Annotated in this window: 26 protein-coding genes; 16 read left to right on the plus strand and 10 right to left on the minus strand. The window is 72.7% G+C overall.

Annotation, left to right across the window (positions count from 1 at the left end):
• Positions 1-14: 14 nt before the first annotated feature.
• Complete coding sequence (locus tag FHX81_RS01680) at positions 15-965, minus strand: helix-turn-helix transcriptional regulator (RefSeq protein WP_141974886.1); 951 nt, start codon at positions 963-965, stop codon at positions 15-17.
• 217 nt (positions 966-1,182) lie between these two features.
• On the opposite strand from FHX81_RS01680, the gene FHX81_RS01685 reads away from it, so the two are divergent.
• From FHX81_RS01685 to FHX81_RS40215, 7 genes are all read left to right on the plus strand, one after another.
• On the plus strand, positions 1,183-2,391 hold the full coding sequence (locus FHX81_RS01685) for a glycosyltransferase (protein ID WP_170231883.1): 1,209 nt from the start codon (positions 1,183-1,185) through the stop codon (positions 2,389-2,391).
• 788 nt (positions 2,392-3,179) lie between these two features.
• Positions 3,180-4,151 (plus strand): tyrosine-type recombinase/integrase, encoded by a 972-nt coding sequence (locus tag FHX81_RS01690; protein WP_141974888.1) that lies wholly within the window; start codon positions 3,180-3,182, stop codon positions 4,149-4,151.
• A 95-nt stretch (positions 4,152-4,246) separates the two neighbouring features.
• Positions 4,247-5,131 carry a non-homologous end joining protein Ku gene (gene ku / locus FHX81_RS01695; protein WP_141974889.1) on the plus strand — a complete coding sequence of 295 codons (885 nt, stop codon included), beginning with the start codon at positions 4,247-4,249 and terminating at the stop codon, positions 5,129-5,131.
• 16 nt (positions 5,132-5,147) lie between these two features.
• On the plus strand, positions 5,148-6,485 hold the full coding sequence (locus FHX81_RS01700; RefSeq protein WP_141974890.1) for a DNA polymerase ligase N-terminal domain-containing protein: 1,338 nt from the start codon (positions 5,148-5,150) through the stop codon (positions 6,483-6,485).
• Positions 6,440-7,348 carry a non-homologous end-joining DNA ligase gene (gene ligD, locus FHX81_RS01705; RefSeq protein ID WP_425473795.1) on the plus strand — a complete coding sequence of 303 codons (909 nt, stop codon included), beginning with the start codon at positions 6,440-6,442 and terminating at the stop codon, positions 7,346-7,348. Before FHX81_RS01700 ends, ligD begins: the two co-directional genes overlap by 46 nt.
• 42 nt (positions 7,349-7,390) lie before the next feature.
• Positions 7,391-7,939 (plus strand): GrpB family protein, encoded by a 549-nt coding sequence (locus tag FHX81_RS01710; RefSeq protein WP_211363347.1) that lies wholly within the window; start codon positions 7,391-7,393, stop codon positions 7,937-7,939.
• Positions 7,940-7,985: 46 nt separating this feature from the next.
• A complete protein-coding gene (locus tag FHX81_RS40215; protein WP_170231884.1) occupies positions 7,986-10,982 on the plus strand; it encodes an AfsR/SARP family transcriptional regulator in 2,997 nt (998 codons plus the stop codon).
• Positions 10,983-10,988: 6 nt separating this feature from the next.
• Here the strand turns inward: FHX81_RS40215 and FHX81_RS01725 are convergent, their stop codons facing one another.
• Complete coding sequence (locus FHX81_RS01725; protein ID WP_141974893.1) at positions 10,989-11,831, minus strand: alpha/beta fold hydrolase; 843 nt, start codon at positions 11,829-11,831, stop codon at positions 10,989-10,991.
• 43 nt (positions 11,832-11,874) lie between these two features.
• On the opposite strand from FHX81_RS01725, the gene FHX81_RS01730 reads away from it, so the two are divergent.
• Positions 11,875-12,336, plus strand: coding sequence for a PPOX class F420-dependent oxidoreductase (locus tag FHX81_RS01730; RefSeq protein ID WP_141974894.1), 462 nt, complete (start codon positions 11,875-11,877; stop codon positions 12,334-12,336).
• A gap of 70 nt (positions 12,337-12,406) precedes the next feature.
• Here FHX81_RS01730 and FHX81_RS01735 read toward each other — a convergent pair whose 3' ends face one another.
• The 3 genes from FHX81_RS01735 to FHX81_RS01745 form a co-directional block, all read right to left on the minus strand.
• Positions 12,407-13,075 carry a VOC family protein gene (locus FHX81_RS01735; RefSeq protein WP_141974895.1) on the minus strand — a complete coding sequence of 223 codons (669 nt, stop codon included), beginning with the start codon at positions 13,073-13,075 and terminating at the stop codon, positions 12,407-12,409.
• Positions 13,076-13,139: 64 nt separating this feature from the next.
• A complete protein-coding gene (locus tag FHX81_RS01740; RefSeq protein WP_246107568.1) occupies positions 13,140-15,206 on the minus strand; it encodes a putative bifunctional diguanylate cyclase/phosphodiesterase in 2,067 nt (688 codons plus the stop codon).
• A gap of 68 nt (positions 15,207-15,274) precedes the next feature.
• Positions 15,275-15,631: a hypothetical protein gene (locus tag FHX81_RS01745; RefSeq protein ID WP_141974896.1), complete on the minus strand. Its 357-nt coding sequence runs from the start codon at positions 15,629-15,631 to the stop codon at positions 15,275-15,277.
• 67 nt (positions 15,632-15,698) lie between these two features.
• Here FHX81_RS01745 and FHX81_RS01750 point away from each other — a divergent pair, with 67 nt between their 5' ends.
• A complete protein-coding gene (locus FHX81_RS01750; protein ID WP_246107569.1) occupies positions 15,699-16,472 on the plus strand; it encodes a glycerophosphodiester phosphodiesterase family protein in 774 nt (257 codons plus the stop codon).
• A 90-nt stretch (positions 16,473-16,562) separates the two neighbouring features.
• Positions 16,563-17,960, plus strand: coding sequence for an MFS transporter (locus FHX81_RS01755; RefSeq protein WP_141974898.1), 1,398 nt, complete (start codon positions 16,563-16,565; stop codon positions 17,958-17,960).
• A gap of 45 nt (positions 17,961-18,005) precedes the next feature.
• On the opposite strand, the gene FHX81_RS01760 is transcribed toward FHX81_RS01755, so the two are convergent.
• Both FHX81_RS01760 and FHX81_RS01765 read right to left on the minus strand, forming a co-directional pair.
• Positions 18,006-18,722 carry a hypothetical protein gene (locus FHX81_RS01760; RefSeq protein WP_141974899.1) on the minus strand — a complete coding sequence of 239 codons (717 nt, stop codon included), beginning with the start codon at positions 18,720-18,722 and terminating at the stop codon, positions 18,006-18,008.
• A 10-nt stretch (positions 18,723-18,732) separates the two neighbouring features.
• Positions 18,733-19,047: a PadR family transcriptional regulator gene (locus FHX81_RS01765; RefSeq protein ID WP_141974900.1), complete on the minus strand. Its 315-nt coding sequence runs from the start codon at positions 19,045-19,047 to the stop codon at positions 18,733-18,735.
• 91 nt (positions 19,048-19,138) lie between these two features.
• Here FHX81_RS01765 and FHX81_RS01770 point away from each other — a divergent pair, with 91 nt between their 5' ends.
• The 6 genes from FHX81_RS01770 (at position 19,139) to FHX81_RS01795 (ending at position 22,889) form a co-directional block, all read left to right on the plus strand.
• Positions 19,139-19,588, plus strand: a complete 450-nt coding sequence (locus tag FHX81_RS01770) for an RrF2 family transcriptional regulator (protein WP_170231885.1) — start codon at positions 19,139-19,141, stop codon at positions 19,586-19,588.
• 24 nt (positions 19,589-19,612) lie between these two features.
• A complete protein-coding gene (locus FHX81_RS01775) occupies positions 19,613-20,005 on the plus strand; it encodes a RidA family protein (RefSeq protein ID WP_141974901.1) in 393 nt (130 codons plus the stop codon).
• A 153-nt stretch (positions 20,006-20,158) separates the two neighbouring features.
• A complete protein-coding gene (locus FHX81_RS01780; protein ID WP_141974902.1) occupies positions 20,159-20,878 on the plus strand; it encodes a thymidine kinase in 720 nt (239 codons plus the stop codon).
• An 85-nt stretch (positions 20,879-20,963) separates the two neighbouring features.
• On the plus strand, positions 20,964-21,557 hold the full coding sequence (locus FHX81_RS01785; protein WP_141974903.1) for a helix-turn-helix domain-containing protein: 594 nt from the start codon (positions 20,964-20,966) through the stop codon (positions 21,555-21,557).
• 43 nt (positions 21,558-21,600) lie between these two features.
• Positions 21,601-22,074 (plus strand): NUDIX hydrolase, encoded by a 474-nt coding sequence (locus tag FHX81_RS01790; protein ID WP_246107570.1) that lies wholly within the window; start codon positions 21,601-21,603, stop codon positions 22,072-22,074.
• 470 nt (positions 22,075-22,544) lie between these two features.
• Positions 22,545-22,889: an RNA polymerase-binding protein RbpA gene (locus tag FHX81_RS01795; protein WP_073887511.1), complete on the plus strand. Its 345-nt coding sequence runs from the start codon at positions 22,545-22,547 to the stop codon at positions 22,887-22,889.
• Positions 22,890-22,954: 65 nt separating this feature from the next.
• Here the strand turns inward: FHX81_RS01795 and FHX81_RS01800 are convergent, their stop codons facing one another.
• The 3 genes from FHX81_RS01800 to FHX81_RS01810 are packed head-to-tail and all read right to left on the minus strand — an operon-like array spanning position 22,955 to position 26,468.
• Positions 22,955-23,749, minus strand: a complete 795-nt coding sequence (locus FHX81_RS01800) for a polyprenol monophosphomannose synthase (protein ID WP_141974904.1) — start codon at positions 23,747-23,749, stop codon at positions 22,955-22,957.
• Positions 23,724-25,328 carry an apolipoprotein N-acyltransferase gene (gene lnt / locus FHX81_RS01805; protein ID WP_246107571.1) on the minus strand — a complete coding sequence of 535 codons (1,605 nt, stop codon included), beginning with the start codon at positions 25,326-25,328 and terminating at the stop codon, positions 23,724-23,726. Before lnt ends, FHX81_RS01800 begins: the two co-directional genes overlap by 26 nt.
• Before the next feature lie 9 nt (positions 25,329-25,337).
• Complete coding sequence (locus tag FHX81_RS01810; RefSeq protein WP_141974905.1) at positions 25,338-26,468, minus strand: MrcB family domain-containing protein; 1,131 nt, start codon at positions 26,466-26,468, stop codon at positions 25,338-25,340.
• Between the last annotated feature and the right edge of the window lie 46 nt (positions 26,469-26,514).

A 26,514-nucleotide genomic window follows, 5' to 3' on the forward strand; every position in this document is an offset into this window, starting at 1 on the left:
GGGGACGAGCACCCTCACCCACCCCCGTACAACGCCACCAACTCCGCACCCAACCGCGCCAACTCCGCCCGCACCTCGACCGACTCCACCACCTCCACCAACCCACCCCACCCCGCCAACACCTGCGCGATCATCAACGGCGTCGCCGCCGACAACCGCAACCGCGACCGCCCACCACCCTCACCCACCACCTCGCAATGCCGCCCGAACTGATCACCCAGCACGCGCGCGAACCGCGACTCCACCGACACCACCGCCGACACCGACGACCGCCGCCGCTCCACCTCCGACACCACCCCCTCCCACGCCACCGCCAGATCGAACCCCTCAGGCCGCACGAACACCTCATCCGTCACCCGGACCGACACCACCCGATCCACCCGGAACGTCCGCTCACCCGCCCCCGTCCCCGCCACCAAGTACCAAACCTCACCCTTGTCCACCAACCCCCACGGCTCCACCACCCGCTCCGACCGCACCCGCCCACGCCCCTCGTACACCAACACCACCCGCCGACGCCCCACCACCGCCTCCTGCAACACACCCACCAACCCCGGCCGCACCCGACCCACCCCACCCCACGCCGCCACGTCCACCACCACCGCGTCCGCCGCCGCCCGCGCACCCTCCCGGAACGTCTCCGGCAACGCCCGCACCAACTTCCGCAACGCCGCCCGCACCTCCGGCGACCCCGACACCGACGCCGCAGGCCCCACCAACAAGAACAACGCCCGCGCCTCCGCCGACGTCAACCCGCTCAAATCCGTCCGCGCACGCCCCACCAACCGCCAACCCCCACCACGCCCCCGCTGCGGGTACACCGGCACACCAGCCGACGACAACGCCTCCAGATCCCGCCGCGCCGTCGCCACCGACACCTCCAACTCCCCGGCCAACTCCGCCGCCGTCACCCGCCCCCGCGCCTGCATCACCAACAACACCGCCACCAACCGGTCCGCACGCATGACCCCAATCTCGCCACAAAAGTGCTCACCACATGAGCACTTCGACCACGAAAGCAGGCACCGACAGACCCCACACCACGAAAGAGGAACCACGCTCCGCCGACTCACCACCACCACACCGCCTGACCACCGAAGCAAGGGGCTGTATCGGTTCCGACAACCCCGATACAGTCCGCTCCCGCCCAGCGCCCGCACCACCAGCGCCCGAGGAGCCCGGATGCCCCCGCGGATCTCCGTCGTCATCCCCACCTACAACCGCGCCGAACTGCTCCGCCGCACCCTCGACAGCCTCACCGACCAAACCCTCCCACCCGACGACTTCGACGTCGTCGTCGCCGACGACGGCTCACACGACCACACCGCCGACGTCGTCACCACCTACCAAAACCGCCTCCACCTGCACTACCACCACCAACCCGACCACGGCCGACGCGTCGCACACGCCCGCAACGCCGGCGCACGCCTCACCACCGCACCCGTCCTCGCCTTCCTCGACAGCGGCACCCTCGCCGGCCCCGACTTCACCCGAGCCCACGCCGACGCCCACACCACCCACCCCGTCCTCAACCTCGGCTACGTCCACGGCTACCGACCCTGGGACCCCACACCCGGACTCGCCGACGCCCTCACCACCCGAACCCCGAAGCAACTCCACCACGACTTCCAGCACCACCCTGGCTTCCGCGACATCCGCCACGAACCCCTCGCCGCCGTCGACTTCCAGCCCGACCGCCTCCCGTTCCCCTGGCTCTACGCCTGGGGCATGAACCTCTCCGTGCGCCGCACCGACTTCGACGCCGTCGGCGGCTTCGACGAACGCTTCACCAGCTGGGGGACCGAAGACATCGAACTCGGCTACCGCCTGCGCCGCCACGGCCTCGCCACCCGCTTCGACCTCACCGCCTGGGCCGTCGAACCACCCCACGACCGGGACACGGGGGAGATGCTCGCCGGCGCCAAGCGCACCATGCGCCAGTTCCTCGACCAGACCCACGAACCCGACGTCGAACTCGTCTGGGCCGCCCTCGAACGCGACGACCCGCTCATCGCCGAAGCCGAACACCACGCCCTCACCGCGTGGACCGACCGGGCACGCACCCTCGACGTCCGACCGGAGATCGAACACCACGCCGCGGACGCCGGGGGACCGGTGTGCGTCATCGGCTGCGGCGACGACATCCCGGACCTGCCCGACGGCAGCGTGCTGATCGACTTCGACGCCGACGTCCTGGAGAAGGCCGCGGGCCCGCACGAACGCCACCACGCGATCGGGCTGCAGGTCCCGCTGCCGGACAACGCGGTGCAGCGCGTCGTCGTCACGTCACGGCTCGCCGGCCTGTGGCGCACGTGGGGTGACGTCATCACCGCCGAGGCCGGGCGAGTGGGCAGGGAAGCGCCCAGGGTCGTCGCCGAACCTCTTACTTAACATAATGTAGATTATCGGCGTTACGGACAGGCTGGTCGACAGAGGCCGGAACAGCGACGAGACCGGCCGATCAGCCACCGTGACGACACAACGTTCCACGCGACGCACGCACGCCTCGCCGGCGCGCCCGGCACGCCGCACGCGCCGCGCGACGCCCGTGAGACCGGCGGCCGGCGAGCGGCCCGGGGAAAGGCCCGAGTCGCTCGCCGAACCGGGAAGGCCGACGGCGGATGCGAGACGGCCACGCCGACACACCACCGTAGAAACGTCACAGTGACGGATCACGGGTGGTGTCCGAGGATGTCGGACCGGCGCGCACGCCGAGTTCCCGCCAGCGGTTGATCATCGAAGGCGGTCCGGCCCTCGCACCCGGCCGGACTCCGGGCTGTACCGGCTCGACCGGGTGCACGGGACGGTCGCGTGTGCGCACGGCGAACGATGTGCGTTCCAGGGGGTGGATCGGCCGGCGGCGGGACCGTTCGGGGGTGGCATCCCCCGGTCGGGGCCCGAACCCCTTCCGGATCGGCTATTCATGGATAATTGCCATTATCCATGAGTTGATCTTGATCTGGGGATCGAGGGCACGCGGTGCTCGACGCCCGGACATCGTCTCACCACCTTGGTCCCGGGCACCGCACAGGACCGCCGAGTGCCCGCGCGACCTGCCGTTTCCGGTCTCTGCTCGCGTCGGCCGCCCGGTCCGCGGCGTGCCGGTCCGGGCGGCCGCTCCCCCGGCCGGCGGCCGCGGTCGCGGCGGATTGTCGGTGGGGTGCGGTAGGAAGATCGACATGTTGGTGCTTGCCGCTCAGGAGTCGTTCTTCCTCGCTCGTCGGCCGCGGAAGGATTCGCCGCACACGACGGCGGCGTACCGGCGGGACCTGGCGGGTGTCACGGCGTTGTTGGCGGAGGTGACGGGCACTCCCCCGGATCGACTGGTGATGGCGGACCTGACGGCGCGCAACCTGCGTGCGGCGTTCGGGGTGTTCGCGGATTCGCACGCGAAGTCGTCGGTGCTGCGGGCGTGGTCGACGTGGAACCAGTTCCTGACGTTCTGCGTGGCGGAGGAGCTGGTGGCGGGCAACCCGATGGGTGCGGTGGCGCGGCCGAAGACGCCGCCGCTGGTGCCGAAGCCGTTGCGGGGTGAGGACACGCCGGAGCGGTTGTTGGCGGCCGCGGCCGAGGGGGCACGGCGGGGTCGTGATCCGTGGCCGGAGCGGGACGTGCTGGTGTTGGCGTTGGGGTTGGTGGCGGGGTTGCGGTCGGCGGAGATGAGGACGTTGACGTTGGCGTCGGTGGTGGGTCGGCCGGGTGAGCGTCGGTTGCACGTGGCGGGCAAGGGGAATCGGGATCGGTCGGTGCCGATCGAGCCGGCGATGGATCGGATCATCGAGCAGTACCTGGTGTCGTGTCGGCGGCGTTTTCCGCAGGGCCGGTTCGATCGGGGGTCGGCGTTGTTGCGTGATCGGCACGGTGAGCCGATCGGGCGGGGTGGGTTGGAGTACTTGGTGCGGTCGTGCTTCCGGTGGGCGGGGTTGCACGACCGGGTGCCGTCGGGGGCGAACCTGCACGCGTTGCGGCACACGTTCGCGACGCGGTTGGCGGAGGACGGTGCGTCGGCGTCGGAGATCATGGCGTTGTTGGGGCACGCGTCGTTGGCGACGTCGCAGAACTACATCGAGGCGACGGCTCGTGAGCGGCGGGCGGCGGTGGCGGGCAATCGGACGTATGTGTCGTTGGCGCGGTTGCCGCATCGGGAGTAGGGGGTCCTGCGGGGTGGGTGCCGGCTCGGCTGGTTGTTAGCCCGTTCGGGTGACGTGCTGGTGCGGATTGCGCTGTTCGCGGGTAGTCACGTGGCATGAGGTCCGTGTGGCGTGGGGCGATCTCCTTCGGGTTGGTGACGATCGGTGTCCGGTTGTACACGGCCACGGAGGAGCACGACTTCCGGTTCCACCAGGTGCACCGGGAGGATGGTGGGCGCATCCGGTACAAGCGGGTGTGCCAGGTGTGCGGCGAGGAGGTCGCTTACGCCGATATCGCGAAGGGTTACGAGCTGGACGACGGTCGGGTCGTGGTGTTGGACACCGAGGATTTCGACAAGTTGCCGATCAACACCGATCACGCGATCGACGTGTTGGAGTTCGTGCCGGTGGACGAGGTCGATCCGATTTATTTTCAGAAGTCTTATTATCTGGAGCCGGACAAGGCTGCGACGCGTCCTTATGTGTTGTTGCGGACGGCGTTGGAGCGCAGTGGGCAGTTGGCGGTGGTGAAGATCACGATTCGTCAGCGGGAGACGTTGGCGATGTTGCGGGCGCGTGATGACGTGTTGGTGATGCACACGATGTTGTGGCCGGATGAGGTGCGGAAGCCGGATTTCGAGTTCTTGGGTGGTGAGGTGGAGGTTCGGCCGCAGGAGTTGAAGATGGCGTCGTCGTTGGTGGACAGCATGGCGGGGTCGTTCGATCCGGCTGATTTCACCGATGACTACACCGAGGCGATGCAGAAGGTGATCGAGGCGAAGGCGGAGGGTGCGGAGTTGCCGGAGCGGCCGGAGGCCGAGGAGTCCGGTGAGGTGATCGATCTGATGACGGCGTTGGAGCGGAGTGTGGAGCAGGCGAAGTCGGCGCGGGGTGGGAAGTCGGCGGGGCGCAAGCCCGCGGCGAAGAAGGCGCCGGCGGCGAAGGGGTCGGCGGGTGCGGAGCGGAAGGCGCCGGCGAAGAAGAAGGCGAAGCCGGCCTGAGGGCGTGGCGGTGGGGATGGGCGGGGATCTTTCGGAGTACCGGCGGAAGCGGGATGCGGGGCGGACGCCGGAGCCGGTGCCGGGTGAGGGGGTGGTGTTGCCGCGTGGTGGTGATGACACGTTCGTGATCCAGGAGCACCACGCGTCGCGGTTGCACTGGGATGTGCGGTTGGAGCGGGGTGGGGTGTTGGTGTCGTGGGCGGTGCCGAAGGGGTTGCCGTCGGAGCCGGGGACGATCCGGTTGGCGGTGCGCACGGAGGATCACCCGTTGGAGTACGCGTCGTTTTCGGGGGTGATTCCGAAGGGTGAGTACGGGGCGGGGCGGATGGTGATCTGGGATCAGGGTCGGTACGAGACGGTGAAGTGGTCCGACCGCGAGGTGGACGTGGTGTTGCACGGTGCGCGGGTGGAGGGTGAGTTCGTGTTCTTCCGCCGTGGTGCGGCTGGTGGTGCGGAGGGGGCGGGCGGGGACTGGATGGTGCGGCGGCGGCACGAGGCGGTGCGGGCGGGTTGGGTGTCGTTGCCGGAGTCGGTCTCCCCCATGTTGGCGACGGCGGCGGTGGAGTTGCCGGGGCCCGCGTCGGAGTGGGCGTTCGAGTTCAAGTGGGACGGGGTGCGGGCGGTGGCGCGGGTGGAGGGTGGGCGGGTGCGGTTGACGAGCCGGTTGGGCAAAGACGTGACGGGGACGTATCCGGAGTTGCAGGGGTTGGGTGCGCAGTTGGGTGCGACGGAGGTGTTGTTGGACGGGGAGATCGTGGCGTTGGAGGGTGGTCGGCCGAGTTTCGGTGCGTTGCAGGAGCGGATGCACGCGTCGGCGGCGCAGGCGCGGCGGTTGGTGGGGCGGGTGCCGGTGACGTTCCTGGTGTTCGACGTGTTGCACCTGGACGGCTCCCCCACGGTGGGGTTGCCGTATGCGCGGCGGCGGGAGTTGTTGGAGGGGTTGGGGGTGCGGGGGGCTCATTGGTTGACGCCGAAGGCGTTCCCGGGTGCGGGTGCGGCGGTGTTGGCGGCGAGTCGGGAGCAGGGGTTGGAGGGGGTGGTGGCGAAGCGGCTGGACTCGCGGTATGTGCCGGGTCGGCGGTCGCCGCACTGGGTGAAGGTGACGTCGGTGGAGACGCAGGAGGTGGTGGTCGGGGGGTGGCGGCCGGGTGGGGGCAAGCGTGCGGGGCTGGTGGGGTCGTTGTTGTTGGGCATCCCGGACGGTGGGGGTGGGTTGGTGTTCGCGGGGTCGGTGGGGACGGGGTTCGACCGGGCGGTTCCCGACGTGGCGGGGGTTGCGGCCGGATCGGGTGTCCGGGGAGGTGCGGCGTGGTGGCGGCTGACGCGGTGGTGGCGGTGGAGGGTCGTCGGGTGAAGCTGACGAACCTGGACAAGGTGCTGTACCCGGAGGTGGGGTTCACCAAGGCGGAGGTGATCGATTACTACTCGCGGATCGCGCCGGTGTTGTTGCCGCACGTGGCGGGTCGGCCGTTGACGGTGCGCCGGTATCCGAACGGGGTGGAGGGGAAGTCGTTCTTCGAGAAGAACGCGCCGGCGCACGCGCCGGAGTGGGTGCGGACGGTGCGGGTGGAGACGCCGGGGTCGTCGCGGGGTGCGGAGTACGCGGACTTCGTGGTGGTGGAGGATTTGGCGACGTTGGTGTGGGTGGCGAACCTGGCGGCGTTGGAGTTGCACGTGCCGCAGTGGGTGGTGGGTGCGCGGGGTGGGCGGCGCTCCCCCGACCTGGTGGTGTTCGACCTGGATCCGGGTGAGCCGGCGACGGTGGTGGAGTGTTGTCGGGTGGCGTGCCGGGTGCGGGAGGTGGTGGAGGCGGACGGGTTGGTGCCGGTGGTGAAGACGTCGGGGTCGAAGGGGTTGCAGGTGTACGCGGCGGTGTCGGTGTCGTCGCCGGAGCGGACGTCGGAGTACGCGCGGGGTGTGGCGCAGCGGTTGGCGCGGGAGTGGCCGGAGGAGGTGGTGTGGCGGATGGCGAAGGCGCAGCGGACGGGGAAGGTGTTGATCGACTGGTCGCAGAACAACCCGGCGAAGACGACGGTGGCGCCGTACTCGTTGCGTGCTCGTGGGCGGCCTTCGGTGTCGACGCCGGTGTCGTGGGCGGAGGTGGAGGCGTGTCGGGTGGTGGAGGACCTGGTGTTCTTGGCTGACGAGGTGCGGGAGCGGGTGGCTGCGGACGGTGATCTGTTCGCGGTGGGAAAGCCGTCGCCGTTGCCGCGGTGAGCGTTCTAGGCTGGCCTGTCGGCGGGTGGGAGGGGGCGGGTCGTGGGGTTGTCGGAGGAGCGGATCCGGGCGGTGCACGTGGGTGTGGCGCCGGTGGTGAACGGTCGGGTGGTGTTGGTGGACTACGACCCGGAGTGGCCTGCGTTGTACGAGCGTGAGGCGGAGCGGGTGCGGGGTGCGTTGGGTGCCGGGGTGGTGGGGTTGGCGCACGTGGGGTCGACGTCGGTGCCGGGGTTGGCGGCGAAGCCGGTCGTGGACGTGGTGCTGGAGGTGGCGGATTCGGCGGATGAGGCGTCGTACGTGCCGGCGTTGGAGGCGGTGGGGTACGTGCTGCGGATCCGGGAGCCGGAGTGGTTGCAGCACCGGATGTTCAAGGGGCCGGACGTGAACGTGAACCTGCACGTGTTCACGGCGGGTGAGCCGGAGGTGGGGCGGATGGTGGCGTTCCGGGACCGGTTGCGGGCTTCGGTGGCGGATCGGGTGTTGTACGAGCGGACGAAGCGGGAGTTGGCGGCGCGGGACTGGGTGTACGTGCAGCAGTACGCGGACGCGAAGGCCGGTGTGGTGGCCGACATCCTGGGTCGGGCCTGATCGGGCGCTCCCCCGGCGTCGGGGTGTGGTGCGGGAGGATGCGCGGGTGCGGTTCGGGGTGTTGGGTCCGATGGTGGTGCGGCGTGCGGACGGGTCGGAGGTCCGGGTCGGTGGGCCGCGGTTGCGGGCGTTGTTGGCGGTGTTGGTGGTGGACGCGGGGCGGGTGGTGGGTGTCGACCGGGTGAGTGAGGCGTTGTACGGGCCGTGTCCGCCGGCGGGGGTGGCGAACGCGATCCAGTCGCAGGTGTCGCGGTTGCGGGCGTTGCTGGACGTGGAGGTGGAGCGCTCCCCCGCCGGGTATCGGCTGGTGGTGGATCCGGGTGAGGTGGACGTGCTGCGGTTCGAGGAGTTGGTGGCGCGGGGTCTGCCGGGTGAGGCGTTGGCGTTGTGGCGTGGTCCGGCGTTGCCGGATGTGGGTGACGCGCCGTTCGCGGCGGTGTGCGTGGCGCGGTGGGAGGAGTTGCGGCTGCGGGCGGTGGAGGAGCACGACGGGGCGTCGGTGGGGTTGTTGCGGGAGTTGGTGGCGGCGCATCCGACGCGGGAGCGGTTGGTGGCGCGGTTGGTGCGGGTGTTGCACCGGGAGGGGCGGCAGGCGGAGGCGTTGGCGCTGGTGGAGCGGACGCGGCGGGTGTTGGTGCGGGAGTTGGGTGCGGACCCCTCCCCTGTGTTGGCGGCGGCGCACGGTGAGGTGGTGCGGGGTGAGCGGCCGGCGGCGCGGCGGGTGTTGCCGGCGCAGTTGACGAGTTTCGTGGGGCGTGAGGAGGAGGTGCGGCTGGTCGGGCGGGCGTTGGGGTCGTCGCGGTTGGTGACGTTGACGGGTGCGGGTGGTGCGGGCAAGACGCGGTTGGCGGTGGAGGCGGCGGCGGTGCGGCCGGGTGAGGTGTGCTTCGTCGATCTGGCGCCGGTGGTGGGTGGGGATGTGCCGCGGGCGGTGATGGCGGCGTTGGGGTTGCGGGAGGACGGGGTGGCGGCGGTGGCGGATCCGGTGGCGCGGTTGGTGGCGGCGTTGCAGGACCGGTCGGTGTTGGTGGTGTTGGACAACTGCGAGCACGTGGTGGAGGACGTGGCGGGGTTGGTGGGTGGGTTGTTGGTGGCGTGTGCGGGGTTGCGGGTGTTGGCGACGTCGCGGGAGGCGTTGGGGGTGACCGGGGAGGTGGTGCGGCCGGTGGCGCCGTTGGACGTGGGTGGGGTGGGGTCGGCGGCGGTGCGGTTGTTCGCGGATCGGGCGGGGGCGGTGAACCCGTCGTTCCGGTTGGATCCGGCGACGGCGGAGGTGGTGGTGGGGATCTGTCGGGCGTTGGACGGGTTGCCGTTGGCGATCGAGTTGGCGGCGGCGCGGGTGCGGTCGTTGCCGGTGGCGGAGGTGGCGGCGCGGTTGGGTGACCGGTTCCGGTTGTTGTCGCGGGGCAGCCGGTCGGCGGTGGCCCGGCATCGGACGTTGCACGCGGTGGTGGAGTGGAGTTGGGGGTTGTTGGACGAGGACGAGCGGGTGTTGGCGCGGCGGTTGACGGTGTTCCGGGGTGGGGTGACGTTGGGTGCCGCGGCGGCGGTGTGCGGGGTGGCGGGGTCGGATGAGGTGTTGCCGTCGTTGGCGGACAAGTCGTTGGTGGAGGTGGTCGGGGACCGGTACCGGATGTCGGAGACGGTGCGGGAGTTCTGCGCGGCGCGGTTGGTGGAGTCGGGTGAGGAGCGGGAGGTGGTGGGGGCGCACGCGGCGCATTTCGCGGCGTTGGCGGCGCGGGCGGCGCCGTTCCTGTACGGGGAGGGTCAGTTGGTGTGGTTGGGGCGGTTGGCGGCCGAGCACGACAACCTGGTGGCGGCGTTGCGGTGGGCGGTGGGGCACGACCGGGCGGTGGCGTTGCGGTTGGCGGCGGATCTGGGGTGGCCGTTGTGGTTGCGGGGGTTGCGGTCGCAGGGTGCGTCGTTGGCGGCGGAGGTGGTGCGGGCGGTGGGTCCGACGCCGCCGGAGGGGTTGGCCGAGGAGTACTTGTTGTGCCTGGTGAACGCGTCGTCGACGGGGGTGGCGGGGTTGCCGGGGTCGCCGTCGCCGCGGGAGCTGTGGCCGTCGGGGTTGGCGGGTCCGCCGTCGCGGCCGTTCTTGACGGTGTTGTGGGGTATGGCGCACGGTGCGCCGCGGGTGGACGTGGCGGGGTTGGCGGTGGTGCGGGAGCGGTTGTTGGGCCCGGATCCGTGGAGCCGGGCGTTGGGTCTGCTGGGGGCGGGGATCCAGTCGCGGTACGAGGGGCGGGTGCGGCAGGCGCGGGAGGAGTTCGCGGCGGCGTTGGCGGGGTTCCGGGCCGTGGGTGAGCGGTGGGGTGCGTCGTTGGCGTTGGCGCAGCTGGCGGGGTCGGCGCGGGAGGACGGGGATCCGGTGGGGGCGGTGGGGTTCCTGGACGAGGCGTTGGCGTTGTCGCGGGAGTTCGGGGCGACCGAGCACACGGCGGCGCTGTTGTGCCGCCGGTCGGAGTGGAAGTGCCGGTCCGGTGACCTGGACGGTGCGGCGGCCGACGTGGAGGAGGCGGCGGTGGTGGCGCGGTCGCAGGGCGCGGTGGAGGCGGTGGCGCAGGCGTGGTTGGGTGCGGCGGAGGTGGCGCGGCGGCGCGGTGACCTGGGTGGTGCGCGGCGGTGGTGCGCGGAGGCGTTGCGGGTGTGTCCCCGGGGCTGGTTCGGGCCGGAGGAGGTGCGTGCGTCGATCCTGGTGGTGGCGGGGCTGGTGGAGTGGGCGTGTGGTGACCGGGTGGCGGCGGCCGGGGCGTGGGGGTCGGCGGTGGCGGTGGCGCGGGAGTGGGACAACCGGGTGGTGTTGGCGCGGGTGGTGGACGCGCGGGCGCACGCGGCGGTGGCGGACGGTGACGCGGCGCGGGCCGCGTTGTTGGCGGGTGCGGCGCGGGGGTTGCGGGGCGGGGGCGCGGTGCTCGACCCGGAGGTGGTGGCGGTGGAGGCGGCGGCGCGGGAGGCGTTGGGCGTGGCGGTGTTCGGTGAGGTGGTGGCGCGCGGCGCCGCGTTGGGGTGGGACGCGGTCGCCGCGCTGCTCGACGCGTGAGCCGGGTCAGCGGGGCGGGAAGCCGCGCAGGTGCTCGACGAGGAGTTCCGGGTCGTCCAGCCACGGGAAGTGCCCGGCGGCGGGGTGCTCGACGTAGGTGGCGCCGGGGATGAGGTCGACGAGTTGGCGCACCAGGTGCGGCGGGGACACGGGGTCGGCGCCGCCCGCGTAGACCAGGACGGGCAGGTCGAGGGCGGCCAGGGCGCGGCGGGTGTGGCCGGGTCGGAACGCGCCGTCGGCGGAGTAGCCGGCCTGCGCGGCGGGTGAGGCTTCGGCGGGTTCGGCGGCGGCGTGGGCGCGGGCGCGGTCGTCCCAGCGGCCGTAGAACAGGGGTGCGGCGGCGAGCCGGTTGGCGGGGGTGTCCTCCCCGTCGCTCCAGGCCTTCAACGCGGCCGCGGCCTGCGCGAACCAGGGCTGGTCGGCGTGGACGCGCAGGTGCTCGCCCCAGTCGGCTTCGGTGGGTGAGGCGCCGATGGCGCGCAGCGCCGGGGTGAGCAGGATCAGCGACGTGAGCCGGTCGGGGTGCTGTTCGGCGTAGGCCATGGCGATGCCCGCGCCGGCGGAGTGGCCGAGCAGGTCGATCCGCTCCAGGCCCAGGTGGGCGCGCAGGGCGTCGATGTCGGCGGCGAGCCGGTCGCGCCGGTAGGTGGCCGGGTCGGCGGGGGCGTCGGAGTCGCCGGTGCCGCGGTTGTCCAGCAGCAGCAGGGTGCGGTGGCGGTGCAGGCCGCCCAGGTCGCCGAGGTAGGTCGAGGCGCGGCCGGCGCCTCCGGGCACGCACAGCAGCGGCGGGCCGTCGCCGGTCTCGTGGTAGGCCAGGGTGGTGCCGTCGTGGGCGGTGAAGCGGGGCATGCGGGTCATCCTCTCCCGGGCGGTCTTCTCCTAGGCTGGTGGCATGCCGAGGATCGCCACCGCCGACACCGTGTCCCGAGACGAGCTGGTCGCGTTCCTGCGGCCCCGCCACCGTGCCCTGCTGGTCACCGCGCGCGCCGACGGGCGGCCGCAGGTGTCGCCGGTGACGTGCGGGGTGGACGGCGAGGGCCGGGTGGTGGTGTCGACGTATCCGCGGCGGGCGAAGGTCCGCAACGCGCGCCGGGACGAGCGGGTGACGCTGTGCGTGCTGTCCGACGACTGGGACGGCCCCTACGTGCAGGTCGACGGCCGTGCCGAGGTGGTGGACCTGCCGGACGCCCTGGAGCCGCTGGTGGACTACTACCGGTGCGTCGCGGGTGAGCACCCGGACTGGGACGAGTACCGGGAGGCGATGCGCCGCCAGGGCAAGTCCCTGATCCGCGTCACGGTCGACCGGTGGGGGCCGATCGCGACCGGCGGCTTCCCGCCCGAGCTGGTGGGCTGACCCCGCTCCCCCGCATCCGGGGCGTCGCCCGCGGTCGGCCTGGGTGGTCGGCGGCCTGGGTGGTCGGCGGTCAGGCGTGGGCCCGGGCGGTGGCGCACCAGGTGCCGCCCCAGCCGACCGGGTTCTCCAGCAGGGCGAACACCGAGCCGGCGGGGTCGGCTACGGCGGCGACGGCGCCGGTGGGGACATCACGGGGGCCGATGAGGACGGTGCCGCCCATGTCGGTGGTCTCGGCGATGGCGTGGGCGAGGTCGGGGACGGCGAAGTAGCAGGTCCAGCCGCCGGGGGCGGTGAGGCGGCCGGCTACGGGGCGGCGGTCGTCGTCGGCGCCCGCGTCGTAGAGGGTGAACTCGGCGCCGGGGTCGCGGACCTGCCAGCCCAGTGCGGCGGCCCAGCGGTCGTCGGCGGCCGGGTCGGCCATGAGCTCGACCCAGCACGGCTCGCCCGGGCGGGGTTGCGGCGCCCACGGGCCGTGCAGGACGCGGCCGGTGTCGACGGCGGCGCCGGGCTCGAGGTCACGGGCCCGCGGTCCGGCGAACACGACGCGCCAGCCGGACCCGCCGGGGCGCACGTGGGTGGCGAGGCGGTCGCCGACCCAGCCGGTGAAGGAGCCGTCGGGCTCGGCGATGATCACCCAGCCCAGCAGGTGGGCGTAGAACTCGGCGATCGGTTCGGGGTTGGTGGTGCTGAGCTCGACGCGGCGGACACCGCGTGCGGGGCTGTCGGGGGTACCGGGCACGGCGGTGGCTTCCCATCGGGGGCTGGGCGGCGGAGATCAGCGGGCAGGGATCAGCGGGCACGGATCAGCGGTTGGAGGAACGCGCCCCATCCTCCGCACCGGCCATGCGTGGCGACAATGCGCCGTTCGGCCGCTGTGACTGGGCCGACAGCACGTGCGCGAGCGGCAGGGGCCGGCCGAGGTGGAAGCCCTGGCCGATGCCGACGTCCAGGCGGACGAGCGCGTCGACCTGGGCGGGGCGTTCGACCCACTCGGCGACGGCGGACAGGCCCAGGCCGCGGGCGATCTGCACGATGCCCGCGACCAGGACGGCGTCGGTGGAGCGTTCGTCGATGCCGCGCACGAACTCGCCGTCGATCTTGATGCCGGTGATGGGCAGGTGCTTGAGGTGGACGAACGAGCCGAACCCGGAGCCGAAGTCGTCGAGGATGATCCGGCAGCCGAACCCGCGCAGCTGCAGCGCCAGGGCGCGGGCGGCGTCGAGGTTGGTGACCGCGGCGGTCTCGGTGATCTCCAGGCCGAGCCGGCCGGGCGCGACGCCCGCGGTGGCCAGCCGGTCCAGCACGAACCCGCCGAAGTCCTCGTCCTCCAGGGTGCGGCCGGAGATGTTGACGTTGAACCGCAGGTCGGGGTCGGGGTGGCCGACCAGGGCGTCGATGGCGGTGGACAGCACCCACCGGTCGATGTCGAGCACCAGGTCGGAGCGTTCGGCCTCGGGCAGGAACTCAGCCGGCCCCAGGTAGGGGTCCTGGCCGTCCTCCAGCCGCAGCAGCAGCTCGTGGCCCAGGGTCTTGTCGGTGGCCAGCTCCACCATCGGCATGGCGTGCAGGGCCAGGCCGCCGTGGTCGAGCGCGGCGCGCAGCCGGTCCAGCACGGACACCCGTTTCGCGGTGTCGGCGTAGTGGCCGGGCTCGTAGACGGTGACCCGGTTGCGGCCGGCGGCCTTGGACGCGTACAGCGCCAGGTCGGCGTTGGCCAGCACGAGCTCCCACGTGTCGCCGGGGCCGTACTCGGCCACGCCGGTGGAGACCGTGAGGCTGCGGGCCGCGCCCACGAGCGGCAACGCCGCTACGGCATCGCGCAGTCCCTCGGCGACGCGGGCGGCGTCGGCGGGGGTCGCGCCGGGCAGCACGACGGCGAACTCGTCGCCGCCGAGCCGGCCGATCAGCTGCGACGACGACAGCCGTGACCGCAGCGCGGAGGCCAGCGTCTTCATCAGCCGGTCACCCACGGCGTGGCCGCGCAGGTCGTTGACGTCCTTGAAGTTGTCCAGGTCCAGCAGCAGCATCGCGCCCGGACCGCCGCTCGCGAGCTGCCGTTCGAGTTCGCGGGTCACCGCGCGCCGGTTCGCCAGCCCGGTCAGCGGGTCCTGCTCGGCCAGCGCCAGCAGTTCGTCGTGCACGCGGCGGGCGCGGGTGATGTCGTGCGCGGTGCCCAGCACCCGCAGCGGCGAGCCGTCCTCGTCGGCGACGACCTCGCCGAAGCACTCGAACCACCGCTCCACGGTGCCCTCGGCCAGCAGCATGCGGTGGGTGTAGGAGAACCCGGCGCCCGACCGCATGGCCTCTTCCAGGGTGGCCTGGATCATCGCCAGGTCCTCGGGGTGCACGAGGGCGGCGTAGCCGTCGAAGTCCAGTTCGGTGTCGGGCGAGAACCCGAACATCTCCAGCAGCGTGTCCGACCACACCACGCGGTCCTCGGTGACGTGCCACTCCCACGTGCCCATCCGGCCCAGCACCTGCGCGCGGCGCAGCGCGTCGGCCTCGTGGGTGGCCTCCAGTTCCCGGTCCCGCCACGCGGTGACGTCCACCACCCGGTACAGCAGCTGCTCGCCCGGTTCGGCGTCCGCGCCGGTGTCGGCGGGGTCGAGGTGCTGGCAGGTGACCTCCAGCCAGCGGTGGCCCTTGCGGTAGGCGCTGGGGGTGAGCAGCGCCAGGCCCGAGCGGGGCCGTTCCGGCGCGCCGGGCAGCAGCGCGGGCAGCGACCGGCCCACGACGTGGTCCGCGGGCACGCCGAGGATCTCGGCCAGTGCCGGGTTCACCCAGGCCAGCCTGCCGTTCGCGTCCGTCACACCGAAACCGACGTCGGCCCGGTCGAGCACCTCGCGGTGCAACGCGCCGTTGCCGTTCACGCGCCCCTCCTCGCCCACCCGCGCGTCATGATGGTCGAGACCACACGCGGTGGGCAAGCCGACACGATTCAGCGCAACCGCTCCAGACCCCGTGCGGTGTCGACCAGTTCCCCCGCCAGCCGCCGCAGCTCCGCGCCGTCCGCGCCGTCGGCGGCCGCCGTCGCGACGTCCTCCGCGGCGCACCGCAGCTGGAACAACCGGTCCTGCAGGTCGGCCAGCTCCCCCGCGGACAGCACCACGGCGTCCTCGGGCAGCCCGCCGCGCTGCACGGCGGCACGGCGTTCGTAGGCGCGTTGCCGGCAGGGCTGCGCGCAGTAGCGGCGGGGCCGCCCGATCCGGCCGCTGTCGGGCAGGCGGCGTCCGCACCAGGCGCAGTGCCTGGCTTCCTCACGGCGCGCCGCGACGGCCTCGGTCACCAACTCCATGGCGGGCGACGGTATCCCGCTACCCACCGGTCACCCCCGCGCCACGCCGCCAGGGCAGACTCCGGGTGTGACCGAGAACCACCCGTACCTGTCCGGACCGCACCCCCGCGCGTTCGCCCACCGGGGCTGGCACCTCGACGAGCTGGCGGGCATGGAGAACTCGCTGGCGGCGTTCCGCCGTGCCGCGCGGGAGGGGTACCGGTACCTGGAGACCGACGTGCACGCCACCTCCGACGGGGTGGTGGTGGTGCACCACGACGCGACGCTGGACCGCACCACCGACGCCACGGGTCCGGTGGCGGCGCAGCCGTGGTCGGCGGTGCGGCGGGCCAACGTCGGCGGCCGGGAGCCGATCGCCCGGCTGGAGGAGCTGCTGGAGGAGCTGCCCGAGGCGCGGGTGAACATCGACGTCAAGGCCGACTCGGCGGTGGTGCCGGTGCTGGAGGCGCTGCGCCGGACCGACGCGCTGCACCGGGTGTGCCTGGCGTCGTTCTCCGACAAGCGGCTGGCGCGGCTGCGCCGGCTGGCCGGGCCGGGGCTGCTGACGTCGATGGGGCCGCGGTCGGCGGGCGCGCTGTGGGCGGCGGGCCGGGTGCCGCTGGTGGGGCTGCCGGTGCGGGGCATGGTGGCGCAGGTGCCGGTGAACCAGGGCCGGCTGCTCGTGGTCGACGGCCGGTTCGTGCGGGCCGCGCACCGCCGCGGCCTGGAGGTGCACGTGTGGACCGTCGACGACGAGCCGCAGATGCGGCGCCTGCTGGACCTGGGGGTGGACGGTCTGGTCACCGACCGGCCCGACCGGCTGCGCGACGTGCTGGCCGACCGGGGGGCCTGGGCGGGCTGACGGGCCCCGGGTGGCGGGCGGGAGGCCGGTTGGCAACAGGTTGGTGGTGATCACCACCAACGGGTGGCCCGCGATATACAGTCCGCCCCCATGAGCGTGGCCGACAGCACCGCACCCGCCGTGGACCGCAAGCGGGAACAACGCGGCTGGACCTGGTACGACTGGGCGAACTCGGTGTTCCCGACCTCGGTGGTCACCGTGTTCCTGTCCGGCTACCTGACCGCGGTGGCCAAGGAGGCGGCGCTGGCCGACACCGCCCGCAACGGCCCCACCCCCTGTGCGGACGGGTCGCTCAAGCAGTGCGACATCTCCCTGTTCGGCGCCTACTTCCCCGCCGGGTCGCTGTGGGGCTACCTGCTGTCGATCGCCACGGTCGTGCAGGTCGTGGTGCTGCCGGTGATGGGCGCGATCGCCGACCGCACCCAGAACAAGCGCCGCATGCTCGGCGGGCTGGCGTTCACCGGGTCGGCGGCCACGATCGCGCTGGCCGCGGTCGGCGGCGACAACTGGCACCTGGGCGTCGCGCTGTTCATCCTCGGCAACATCTGCTACGGCGCGTCGGTCGTCGTGTACTACGCGTTCCTGCCCGAGATCGCCGCCCCCGACGAGCGCGACGCGGTGTCCTCGCGCGGCTGGGCGTTCGGCTACCTCGGCGGCGGCCTGGCGCTGGCCGTGCAGTTGGCGCTGTTCATCGGCCACGACGCCATCGGCCTGAGCGAGGGCGCGGCGGTGCGGGTCGGGTTCGTGCTGTCGGGGCTGTGGTGGGCCGGGTTCACCCTCATCCCGCTGGCGCGGCTCAAGCGCCACCAGCCGCCGCACGGCACCGAGTCGGGGGCGTCGGTGATCACCGCCGGGTTCGCCGAGCTGCGCCAGACCGTGAAGCAGGCGCGGCTGTTCCCGCTGACGCTGGCGTTCCTGGGCACCTACCTGATCTACACCGACGGCATCGCCACCGTCGCCAACGTCTCCGCCCAGTACGGGCGCGACGAGCTCAAGCTGGACGAGACGGTGCTGATCACCACGATCCTGATCGTGCAGTTCGTCGCGTTCTTCGGCGGGATGCTGCACGGCCGGGTGGCGAAGTCGTGGGGCGCCAAGCGCACCATCATGGTCAGCCTGTGCGTGTGGATTGTGGTGATCGGCGCGGCGTTCTTCGTCCAAGCCGGGCAGCAGACCCAGTTCTACGCCCTGGCGGCCGGGATCGGGCTGGTGCTGGGCGGCACGAACGCGTTGTCGCGGTCGCTGTTCAGCCAGATGATCCCGCCCGGCCGCGAGGCGCAGTACTTCTCCCTCTACGAGGTCGGCGAGCGCTCCACCTCGTGGCTGGGGCCGCTGGTGTTCGCCGGCGTCGGGCAGGCCACCGGCTCGTTCCGGCTGGCGATCATCTCGCTGGTGATCTTCTTCGTGGTCGGGTTCGTGCTGATGATCTTCGTGCCGGTCCGCAAGGCCATCGCCGCCTCCGGCAACCCCGTGCCCGCCAAGGTGTGACGCGACCGGCCGCCCGGGCACGCGAGTCCCGGGCGGCCGCTCCGCTCACGTCGCCGACACCGGCTCCCGCACCGACCAGGGCCGCAACACCGCGACCACGACCGCGGCGATCAGCCACGCCGCCAGCATCGTCCGCGTGGACAGGCCCGGGGTGAACACCACCGACGCGATCCCGGCCACCAGCCCGACCGGCGCGACCAGCCACCAGCGCCGCGACACCGGCGGCGCCTCCCGGTGGAACCCCGCCACCGCCGCCGCCGCGGTCACCAGCGCCGGGCCGTGCCACACCAGCGCCCACCACGACGGGAACCCGACCGCCACCGACCACACCGCCGGCACCAGCGCCATCAGGCCCAGCAGCCCCGCCACGACCCGGCCGGTCGCGCGCCGGCCCGCGACCAGCGCCGCGAACGCCACCGCGGCCGCCACGTCGTACCACCAGCCCTGCACGTCGCCGAAGAACCCGACCCGCGCGGTCACCGTCCACGACTGCGCCGCCGCCACCAACTGGCCCAGCAGACCCGTCAACGCCACCGCCCGCAGCACGGTGCCCGCCGCGCGTCGCGCGCCCAGCCGCACCCGCACCGACAGCGCCAGCGTCGCCCCCGTCTCACCCCATCCCGGCCAGCCGTGCTCCAGGTCCAGCCCGTCGGTGCGGTCGGCGAGGAAGATGCCGACCATCTCCTCCTCGCGCTCGGCCCGGTACCAGGCGGGCAGCACCCGCAGCAGCGCCCGGTAGCGGCGTTCCAGGTTCGACCTCACAGCCCACACCTCACAGCGCACCCCTCGCCTTGAGCACCGACGATGCGGCGCGCACGTTCGCCGACAGCCGGGCCACCTCCGCCGACAACGCCCGCACCCCGGCGTCGGTCAACCGGTAGTAGCGGCGCAGCCTGCCCTGGTGGACCTCCTCCCGGTCCCGCTCGGCCAGGCCTTCGGCGACCAGCCGGTCCAGCACCCCGTACAGGGTGCCGACCCGCAGCCGCGTCCGGCCCTCCGACAGCCCGTCGACCGCGCGCACGATCGCGTAGCCGTGCAACGGCTCCTCCGCCAACGCGGTGAGCACCAGGAACACCTGCTCCGACATACCTCTCACACCGCAGGTTATACCGCTTTGCGATATATCTCGGCAAGGAATCTGGATAATCGATGTCCAAGATCGGGTAGGGTCGGCGACCGTGAGGATGACCGAGGGCGTCGAGTGGGCCCTGCACTGCTGCCTGGACCTGGCCTGGGCCGACGGCACCCCCGTGCCCGCCGCCCGCCTCGCCGCGCTGCACGGCCTGCCCCCGGCCTACCTGACCAAGCAGCTGCAGGCGCTGGGGCGCGCCGGCATCGTCCGCTCCACCCCCGGCCCCCGCGGCGGCTACCTCCTCGACCGTCCCGCGCACACCGTCACCCTCATGGACGTCGTCGCGGCCGTGGACGGCCCCGACCCCGCGTTCCGCTGCACCGAGATCCGCCCCGGCGGCCCGCACCCCACCCGGTGCGCCATCGACACCGCCATGACCCGCGCCGAGACCGCGTGGCGCCGCGAACTGGCCGCCCGCACCCTGGCCGACCTCGACGCCGACGTGCGCCGCGCCGACCCCGACGCCCCGGCCGCCACCCGCGCCCGACTCACCTGACCCCTCCACCGGAAGGAACCGACCGTGCCGCACACCCTGACCAACCCCGACGGCCTGCCCGACCCCACCGGCTACGGCTACAGCCACGTCGCCGCCACCACCGGCGAGCTGGTGTTCGTCGCCGGCCAGTACGGCTGCGACACCGACGGCCGCCTGGTGTCCGACGACTTCGCCGCCCAGGTCGCCCGCGCCTACGACAACCTCGGCGTCGCGCTGCGCGCCGCGGGCCTGGACTACCGCCACGTCGCCCGCCTGGGCACCTACGTCGTCGACCACGACCCCGACCGGCTGGCCGTGCTGCGCGACCACGTCGTGCGCATCTGGGGCGACCGGCCGCCGGCGCAGACGCTGATCGGCGTCGCCGCGCTCGCCCTGCCCGGCATGCTGTTCGAGGTCGACGCCGTCGCCGCGCGCTGAGCCCCCGGGCCGGGCACCGCGCCGCCCGGTCCCCCGCCGAGGTCCACGCCCGTGCTCGACCGCGTCCGCGACGAGGCCGGCGGGCGTGCGGGGCCGGGGCGCGCGGAAGGCCGGCGGGCCGATCCCGGGCCTCGCCCGTTAGGGTGGCCGCCCGTGGAACCGATCATCCCCGCCCCGGACCCGACCGACGCGCTGTCCTCCGTGCCCGCCGCCGGCGCGGGCCGCGGGCTCGCGCCCACCGGGCGGCTGCGGTTCTTCTTCGGGCCGATGGACTGCGGCAAGTCGACGCTGGCGCTGCAGATCGACCACAACCAGGCACGACAGGGACGGCGCGGGCTGCTGCTCGTGCGCCACGACCGGTCCGGGACGCCCACGATCTCCAGCCGCATGGGCCTGGCCCGCAACGCGCTGGAGGTGCACGAGGACATGGACCTGTGCGGGCTGGTGCGCGAGCACTGGTCGCGCGGCAGCCGGGTGGACTACGTGATCGTCGACGAGGCGCAGTTCCTGTCCGCCGAGCAGGTCGACCAGCTCGCCGAGCTCGCCGACGACGCCCACCTGGAGGTCTACTGCTTCGGCCTGGCCACCGACTTCCGCAGCTGCCTGTTCCCGGGCTCGCAGCGGCTGTTCGAGCTGGCCGACGAGCTCAACGCGATCCAGGTCGAGGTGCTGTGCTGGTGCGGGCGGCCGGGCCGGTTCAACGCCCGCGTCCACGACGGCGACGTGGTGCGCGCCGGGGACACCGTGCTGGTCGCCGACACCGTCGCGGCCGACCTCGCCGAGTTCCGCTACCAGGTGCTGTGCCGCACCCACTACCGCACCGGCGACCTCGGTCCCCACGCCGTGGACGGCCACCAGCTCAGCCTGGCCTGACCCGACCCGGCCGGCCCCGGCTGGACTCCTCCCGCCCCGCCGTCCCACAATGGGCAATCCCCTGTTGCCGATATCGGGACACCACATGAGCGACGACGCCACCCCCGCCGACGACCTGACCGACGAGGTGCTGGACAGGGTCGGCGAGCGGCTGCGGCACATCCGCACCAGCCGGGGCGCGACGCTGGCCGACCTGTCGGCGGCGACCGGGATCTCCAAGAGCACGCTGTCGCGGCTGGAGTCCGGGCAGCGGCGGCCGAGCCTGGAACTGCTGCTGCCCATCGCCCGCGCGCACCGCGTGCCGCTGGACGAGCTGGTGGGCGCGCCGCCGGTGGGCGATCCGCGGATCCGGCCGGTGCCCGTGCGGCGCAACGGCATGACGGTGCTGCCGCTGACCCAGCAACCGGGCGGCCTGCAGGCCTTCAAGATGATCATCCCGGACCGGGGTGAGCCGGATCCGCGCACGCACACCGGCTACGAGTGGCTCTACGTGCTGTCGGGGCGGCTGCGGCTGATCCTGGCCGACCACGACGTGGTGCTGGTGGCCGGGGAGGCCGCGGAGTTCGACACGCGCCTGCCGCACTGGTTCGGCCCCGCGGGCCCCGAGCCGGTGGAGATCCTGAGCCTGTTCGGCAAGCAGGGCGAGCAGATCCACATGCGCACCCGCCGCAAGGACTGACCGGCCGCTGCCGTCACACTGTGCGGATGAGGGGTGGACACGCGTGACGGGCGGGCGGCGCAGCGCCGGGATCCTGCTGCACCGGGTGGTCGACGGCGGACGGCAGGTCCTGCTGGGGCACATGGGCGGGCCGTTCTGGGCGCGCAAGGACGACGGCGCCTGGTCGATTCCCAAGGGTGAGCCCGACGGCGACGAGGAGCCGGAGGCCACGGCGCGGCGCGAGTTCACCGAGGAGCTGGGCGTGCCGGTGCCCGAGGGCGAGCTGGTGCCGTTGGGCGAGGTGCGCCAGTCCGGGGGCAAGGTGGTCACGGCGTGGGCGCTGGCCGCCGACCTCGACCCCGATCAGGTGATTCCCGGCACGTTCACCCTGGAGTGGCCCCGCGGGTCCGGCACGGTCCGCGAGTTCCCGGAGGTGGACCGGGTGGCCTGGTTTCCGCTGGCCGAAGCGCGGGTAAAAGTGGTGAAGGCCCAACGCGAACTGCTCGACCGCCTCGCGGAAATGCACTCTTTCGAGTGACACTGAAGTCATCGATCGGATAAAGCGTCCGATTGGACGTTTGGGTGCGGTCCGGACGGGTGATTCATCCTCATGTCCGCCACCGAACACACTCGTGCCGCCACCCAGCGTGGCGGCAGACCCCTCCGCCGTTGGAATGACTTTGCGTGACCGCAACCATGACGGACGTCACTACCGGCGAGTTAAACCCGCCGTAACGTCGCCCTGCGTGGTCGGTCTAAGCTGTCGCAGCCGCACGACTTCTGCCAGGACTGCTCCATCAGTGTGATGGAGTCGCCCGGTAGCTTGATAACGCGTCACGAACCGGCCGCGATTGCATCCCTTAGGAGGAAGCCTTCGTTGACGGGTGAAAGACGTCACTGTGGGCGACGATGACCGTGAAGCCGGGAACGAACGGAGCAGTCCGATCGTTGCACTCGGTGAGCAACAAGCCTGGGCCCCGGCCCTGAGCCGAGCGAAAGGACACCGCCATGGCCGACCGCGTTCTACGGGGTAGCCGGCTCGGAGCAGTCAGCTACGAGACCGACCGCAATCACGACCTCGCCCCGCGCCGGTCGGTGCGGTACGCCTGCCCCAAGGGCCACGACTTCGAGGTCCCGTTCTCCGACGACGCCGAGATCCCCCACACCTGGGAGTGCCGCCTGCACGGCCAGGAGTCGAAGATCATCGACGGCGCCGAGCCGGAGCAGAAGAAGATCAAGCCGCCGCGCACGCACTGGGACATGCTCCTGGAGCGGCGCACGATCCCGGAGCTCGAGGAGCTGCTGGACGAGCGGCTGGAGGAGCTGAAGGGGCGGCGCACCCGCACCGCCTGAGCCCGTGACGTGCGAAGGGGCCCACCGGATGCCCGTCCGGTGGGCCCCTTCGCACGTGCGGGGGTCTAGCGGTTGCTGGTGGTCTTGGCCTTCTTGGGCGCGACCAGGTCCCGCAGCTGGGTGCCGCGGCGGCGCAGGCCCCACTTCGTGACGCGGATGAGCGCTTCGCGGACGATGTCGCCGCTCATCTTGGACACGCCGATCTCACGCTCGGTGAACGTGATGGGGACCTCGACGACGCGGTAGCCCAGTTCGATGGTGCGCCAGGCGAGGTCGATCTGGAAGCAGTAGCCCGCGGAGGCGACGTTGTGCAGCTTGAGGTTGCGCAGCACGTCGGTGCGGTAGGCGCGGAAGCCCGCGGTGATGTCCTTGACCGACGCGCCCAGCGCGAGCCGCGAGTACAGGTTGGCGCCGCGGGAGAGGATCTCGCGCTTCTTGGGCCAGTTGACCACGGTGCCGCCGGGCACGTAGCGGGAGCCGATCACGAGGTCCGCGTCGTGCAGGGCGTCGAGCATGCGGGGCAGGTCCTCGGGTGCGTGGGAGCCGTCGGCGTCCATCTCCACGAGCACCTGGTAGCCGCGGTCCATGCCCCAGCCGAAGCCGGCGATGTAGGCGGCGCCGAGCCCGGCCTTCTCCGTGCGGTGCAGCACGTGCACGCGGTCGTCGGCGGCGGCCATCTCGTCGGCCAGCTGTCCTGTGCCGTCGGGGCTGCCGTCGTCCACCACGAGGGCGTGCACGGTGGGCAGCGCGGTGTGCAGCCGCTTCACGATCTTCCCGATGTTGTCCCGCTCGTTGTAGGTCGGGATCACCACCAGCACCGGCCCGAGCTCGCGGTCAGGCTGCGCCTGCTGGTCCGCCATCCGTTTCCTCCTCGCCGACCCCAGCACCGGGGGTCGGACGCGTCCGTCGTCGTGTCACTGTCAAGGCGATCGCCACGGCCATCAGGCCCAGAGCGGTCATCACCCACTCGGGCCATGCGCCGAGCCGGGTGGCCAGCGTAGCCTCCCCGCGCAGCGGGACCGTCGCCACCAGCGCGTCGGCGGTGAACAGGCCGGTCCGCCGGGTGACCGAGCCGTCGGGGGCGACGACGGCGCTGACGCCGCTCGTGGCGGCGACGATCACCGATTTGCCGTGTTCGACGGCCCGCACCCGGGACATGGCCAGTTGCTGGTAGGTCATCTCGGTGTAGCCGAAGGTGGCGTTGTTGGTGGGGATGGCGATGAGGTTCGCGCCTTCGGTGATGGAGTCGCGCACCACGCTGTCGAACGCGACCTCGTAGCAGGTGTCCAACGCCACCTTGGCCGGGCCCATGGCGAAGCCCTCGGGGTCGGTGCCGGGTTGGAAGGTGCCCGCGCGGTCGACGGCGGGGGTGAAGATCCGGAAGAACTCGCGGTAGGGCATGGTCTCGCCGAAGGGCTGCAGCTGCCGCTTGGTGTAGGTGTCGGTGGGGCCGACGCCGGGTTCGTAGAGCACGACGGTGTTGCGGGGCAGCTTGTCGTCGGGGTCGATGACGACGGCGCCGACGGCGATGGGCGCGGCGATGGCCTCGGTGGCGCGTTGGATCTGGTTGGCGGCGTCGACGTTGCGGAACGGGTCGATGTCGGAGGAGTTCTCCGGCCAGATGACCAGGTCGGGTTGTGCGGCGCGGCCGGCCTTGACGTCCTCGGCGAGCTCGAGGGTGCGGGCGACGTGGTTGTCGAGCACGGCGCGGCGTTGGGCGTTGAAGTCCAGGCCGGCGCGGGGCACGTTGCCCTGGACCGCGGCGACGGTGGCGGTGCCCTGGTCGGGGTCGGTGTGCACCAGCCCGGTGGCGGCCAGGGCGGCGGCGACGGGCAGCACGAGGGCGGGCACGGCGAGTTTCCAGTCGCGCGCGAGGTGGGCGGCGGCCAGGCCGGTGAGGGCGACGGCGAACCCGACCAGCGGCGCGCCGCCGACGGAGGCCAGGGGCAGGTACCAGCCCTCGGGCTGGCCGAAGGCGATCTTGCCCCAGGGGAAGCCGCCGAAGGGCACGACGGAGCGCAGCGCCTCGTCGGCGACCCACACCAGCGCCATCCAGACCGGTGCCCCGGGCAGGCGGGAGACCACGGCCATGGCGGCGGTGCCCACGGCGATGAGCAGCGCGCACAGCAGCGCCAGGGGCAGCCAGGCGATGAGGCCGACGAACTCGCCGGTCCACCGCAGCAGGGGTGCCATGAACGCCAGTCCCCAGACCAGGCCGAGGCCGAAGCCGGCGCGGGCCCGGCGGCCGTGCAGCAGGACGCCGAGCACGGCGAACCCGACGGGTGCGAGCCACCAGGTGGTGCGCGGGGGGAAGCTGAGGAACACCGCGGCGCCACCGGCGGCGGCGAGCAGCGTGCGCAGCAGCGTGCCGCGCACGTCCCGGCGTCGGGCGGGCGTGTCGGCGACGGGTTGATCCGGCGTCACGGGGGCTGCGACCACCGGATCAGCCTACGAGCCCCCGGTCACGAACCCGCGACCAGGCCGTTGCGCGTGCGGCCACGGGACGCGGTAGCGGTAGGCCAGGGGTGTCAGGTCCTCCCCTGCCGCGTGCCACGGGTGCACCACCCGCATCCGGCCGCCCTGGGCGCGTGGCGGTGTCGCGTCGCGGTCCAGGTCGATGTCGCTGACGACGATCAGCATGGTGTGCGGGTACCGGTCGGCGTTGAGCCGGACCTCGTTGTGGGTGAGGACGACCTCCGCACCCGTCGACGTGGTCCCCTTGACCTCCACGTAGACCCGTTCGCCGGGTCGGGTGGCGTCGAGGTCGTAGGACTCGACCGCCCCGACGTCCCGGACGGCGAAACCCTGGGCCCGCAGGTAGAGGACGGCGCGGGCCACGGCGTGGGACTCGACCGCCGTGCGTGCGGCCTGGTCGAGGCCGAAGCCCTGGCCCGTGGAGCGGCGACCGGCGGCGCGTGCGGTGGAGGCGGTGGCGTCGGCCAACTCGGGGGTCGGGCGGTCGGCGGGACCGGGCGGGCCTTCGTCCACCGCGTGCAGCCGACCCAGCACGGAGACGAGGAACAGCAGGTCGGCGTCCAGGACGTCCTCGGTGGGAATGGCGTCACGGCGGTATTCGAGGGCGGTGACGGTGCCGTGTTCGTATCCCCGCGCCCGCTTGCCGCGGTTGCCCTTCAGCGCGATCGCCGGGCGCAGGTCGGGGCGTCTGGCCAGTTCGGCGGCGAGCGCGGCGCGGGCCCGGCCGGCGGCGGCGAGCAGTTCGGCGGCGGGCCGGTCGACGGGCGAGTTGCCGTTCCAGGTTGTGGTGCCCTGCATCAGGGTGAGGTAGACGCTCTCGCCGCGGGCGTCGAACAGGTAGACGACGTACCAGCCGTCGCGGGGTCGTGGTGAGCGGCTCGCGGAGTGGACGCGGGCCCACGGTATCTCCGCGCGGCGGCCGATGCCGTCGCTCGCATCGACGTCGAGGTCGTCGACCGAGACGGCGCGCAGCAGCGGCAGGCGGGCTCGCAGCCAGTCGGTCATCCGGTCGCGGACGAGTTCGCCGCGTCGGCGCATGGCATCGGTGTACTCGTCGCTGAACTCGCGTTGGGCGTCGAGCACGCCCTGTAAGACCTCTCGCACCCCCGAAGCATCACACGGACGGGTGACGGCGGGGGTGGGTGGACGT

The sequence above is a fragment of the Saccharothrix saharensis genome, assembly GCF_006716745.1.
Classification (GTDB): Bacteria; Actinomycetota; Actinomycetes; order Mycobacteriales; family Pseudonocardiaceae; genus Actinosynnema; species Actinosynnema saharense.

Excerpts from the sequence above, each read along its gene's own strand:
- FHX81_RS01680 (WP_141974886.1), bottom strand. The coding sequence starts at position 965 with ATGCGTGCGGACCGGTTGGTGGCGGTGTTGTTGGTGATGCAGGCGCGG.
- FHX81_RS01685 (WP_170231883.1), top strand. The coding sequence starts at position 1,183 with ATGCCCCCGCGGATCTCCGTCGTCATCCCCACCTACAACCGCGCCGAA.
- FHX81_RS01690 (WP_141974888.1), top strand. The coding sequence starts at position 3,180 with ATGTTGGTGCTTGCCGCTCAGGAGTCGTTCTTCCTCGCTCGTCGGCCG.
- ku (WP_141974889.1), top strand. The coding sequence starts at position 4,247 with ATGAGGTCCGTGTGGCGTGGGGCGATCTCCTTCGGGTTGGTGACGATC.
- FHX81_RS01700 (WP_141974890.1), top strand. The coding sequence starts at position 5,148 with ATGGGCGGGGATCTTTCGGAGTACCGGCGGAAGCGGGATGCGGGGCGG.
- FHX81_RS01725 (WP_141974893.1), bottom strand. The coding sequence starts at position 11,831 with ATGCCCCGCTTCACCGCCCACGACGGCACCACCCTGGCCTACCACGAG.
- FHX81_RS01730 (WP_141974894.1), top strand. The coding sequence starts at position 11,875 with ATGCCGAGGATCGCCACCGCCGACACCGTGTCCCGAGACGAGCTGGTC.
- FHX81_RS01745 (WP_141974896.1), bottom strand. The coding sequence starts at position 15,631 with ATGGAGTTGGTGACCGAGGCCGTCGCGGCGCGCCGTGAGGAAGCCAGG.
- FHX81_RS01755 (WP_141974898.1), top strand. The coding sequence starts at position 16,563 with ATGAGCGTGGCCGACAGCACCGCACCCGCCGTGGACCGCAAGCGGGAA.
- FHX81_RS01765 (WP_141974900.1), bottom strand. The coding sequence starts at position 19,047 with ATGTCGGAGCAGGTGTTCCTGGTGCTCACCGCGTTGGCGGAGGAGCCG.
- FHX81_RS01785 (WP_141974903.1), top strand. The coding sequence starts at position 20,964 with ATGAGCGACGACGCCACCCCCGCCGACGACCTGACCGACGAGGTGCTG.
- FHX81_RS01795 (WP_073887511.1), top strand. The coding sequence starts at position 22,545 with ATGGCCGACCGCGTTCTACGGGGTAGCCGGCTCGGAGCAGTCAGCTAC.
- FHX81_RS01800 (WP_141974904.1), bottom strand. The coding sequence starts at position 23,749 with ATGGCGGACCAGCAGGCGCAGCCTGACCGCGAGCTCGGGCCGGTGCTG.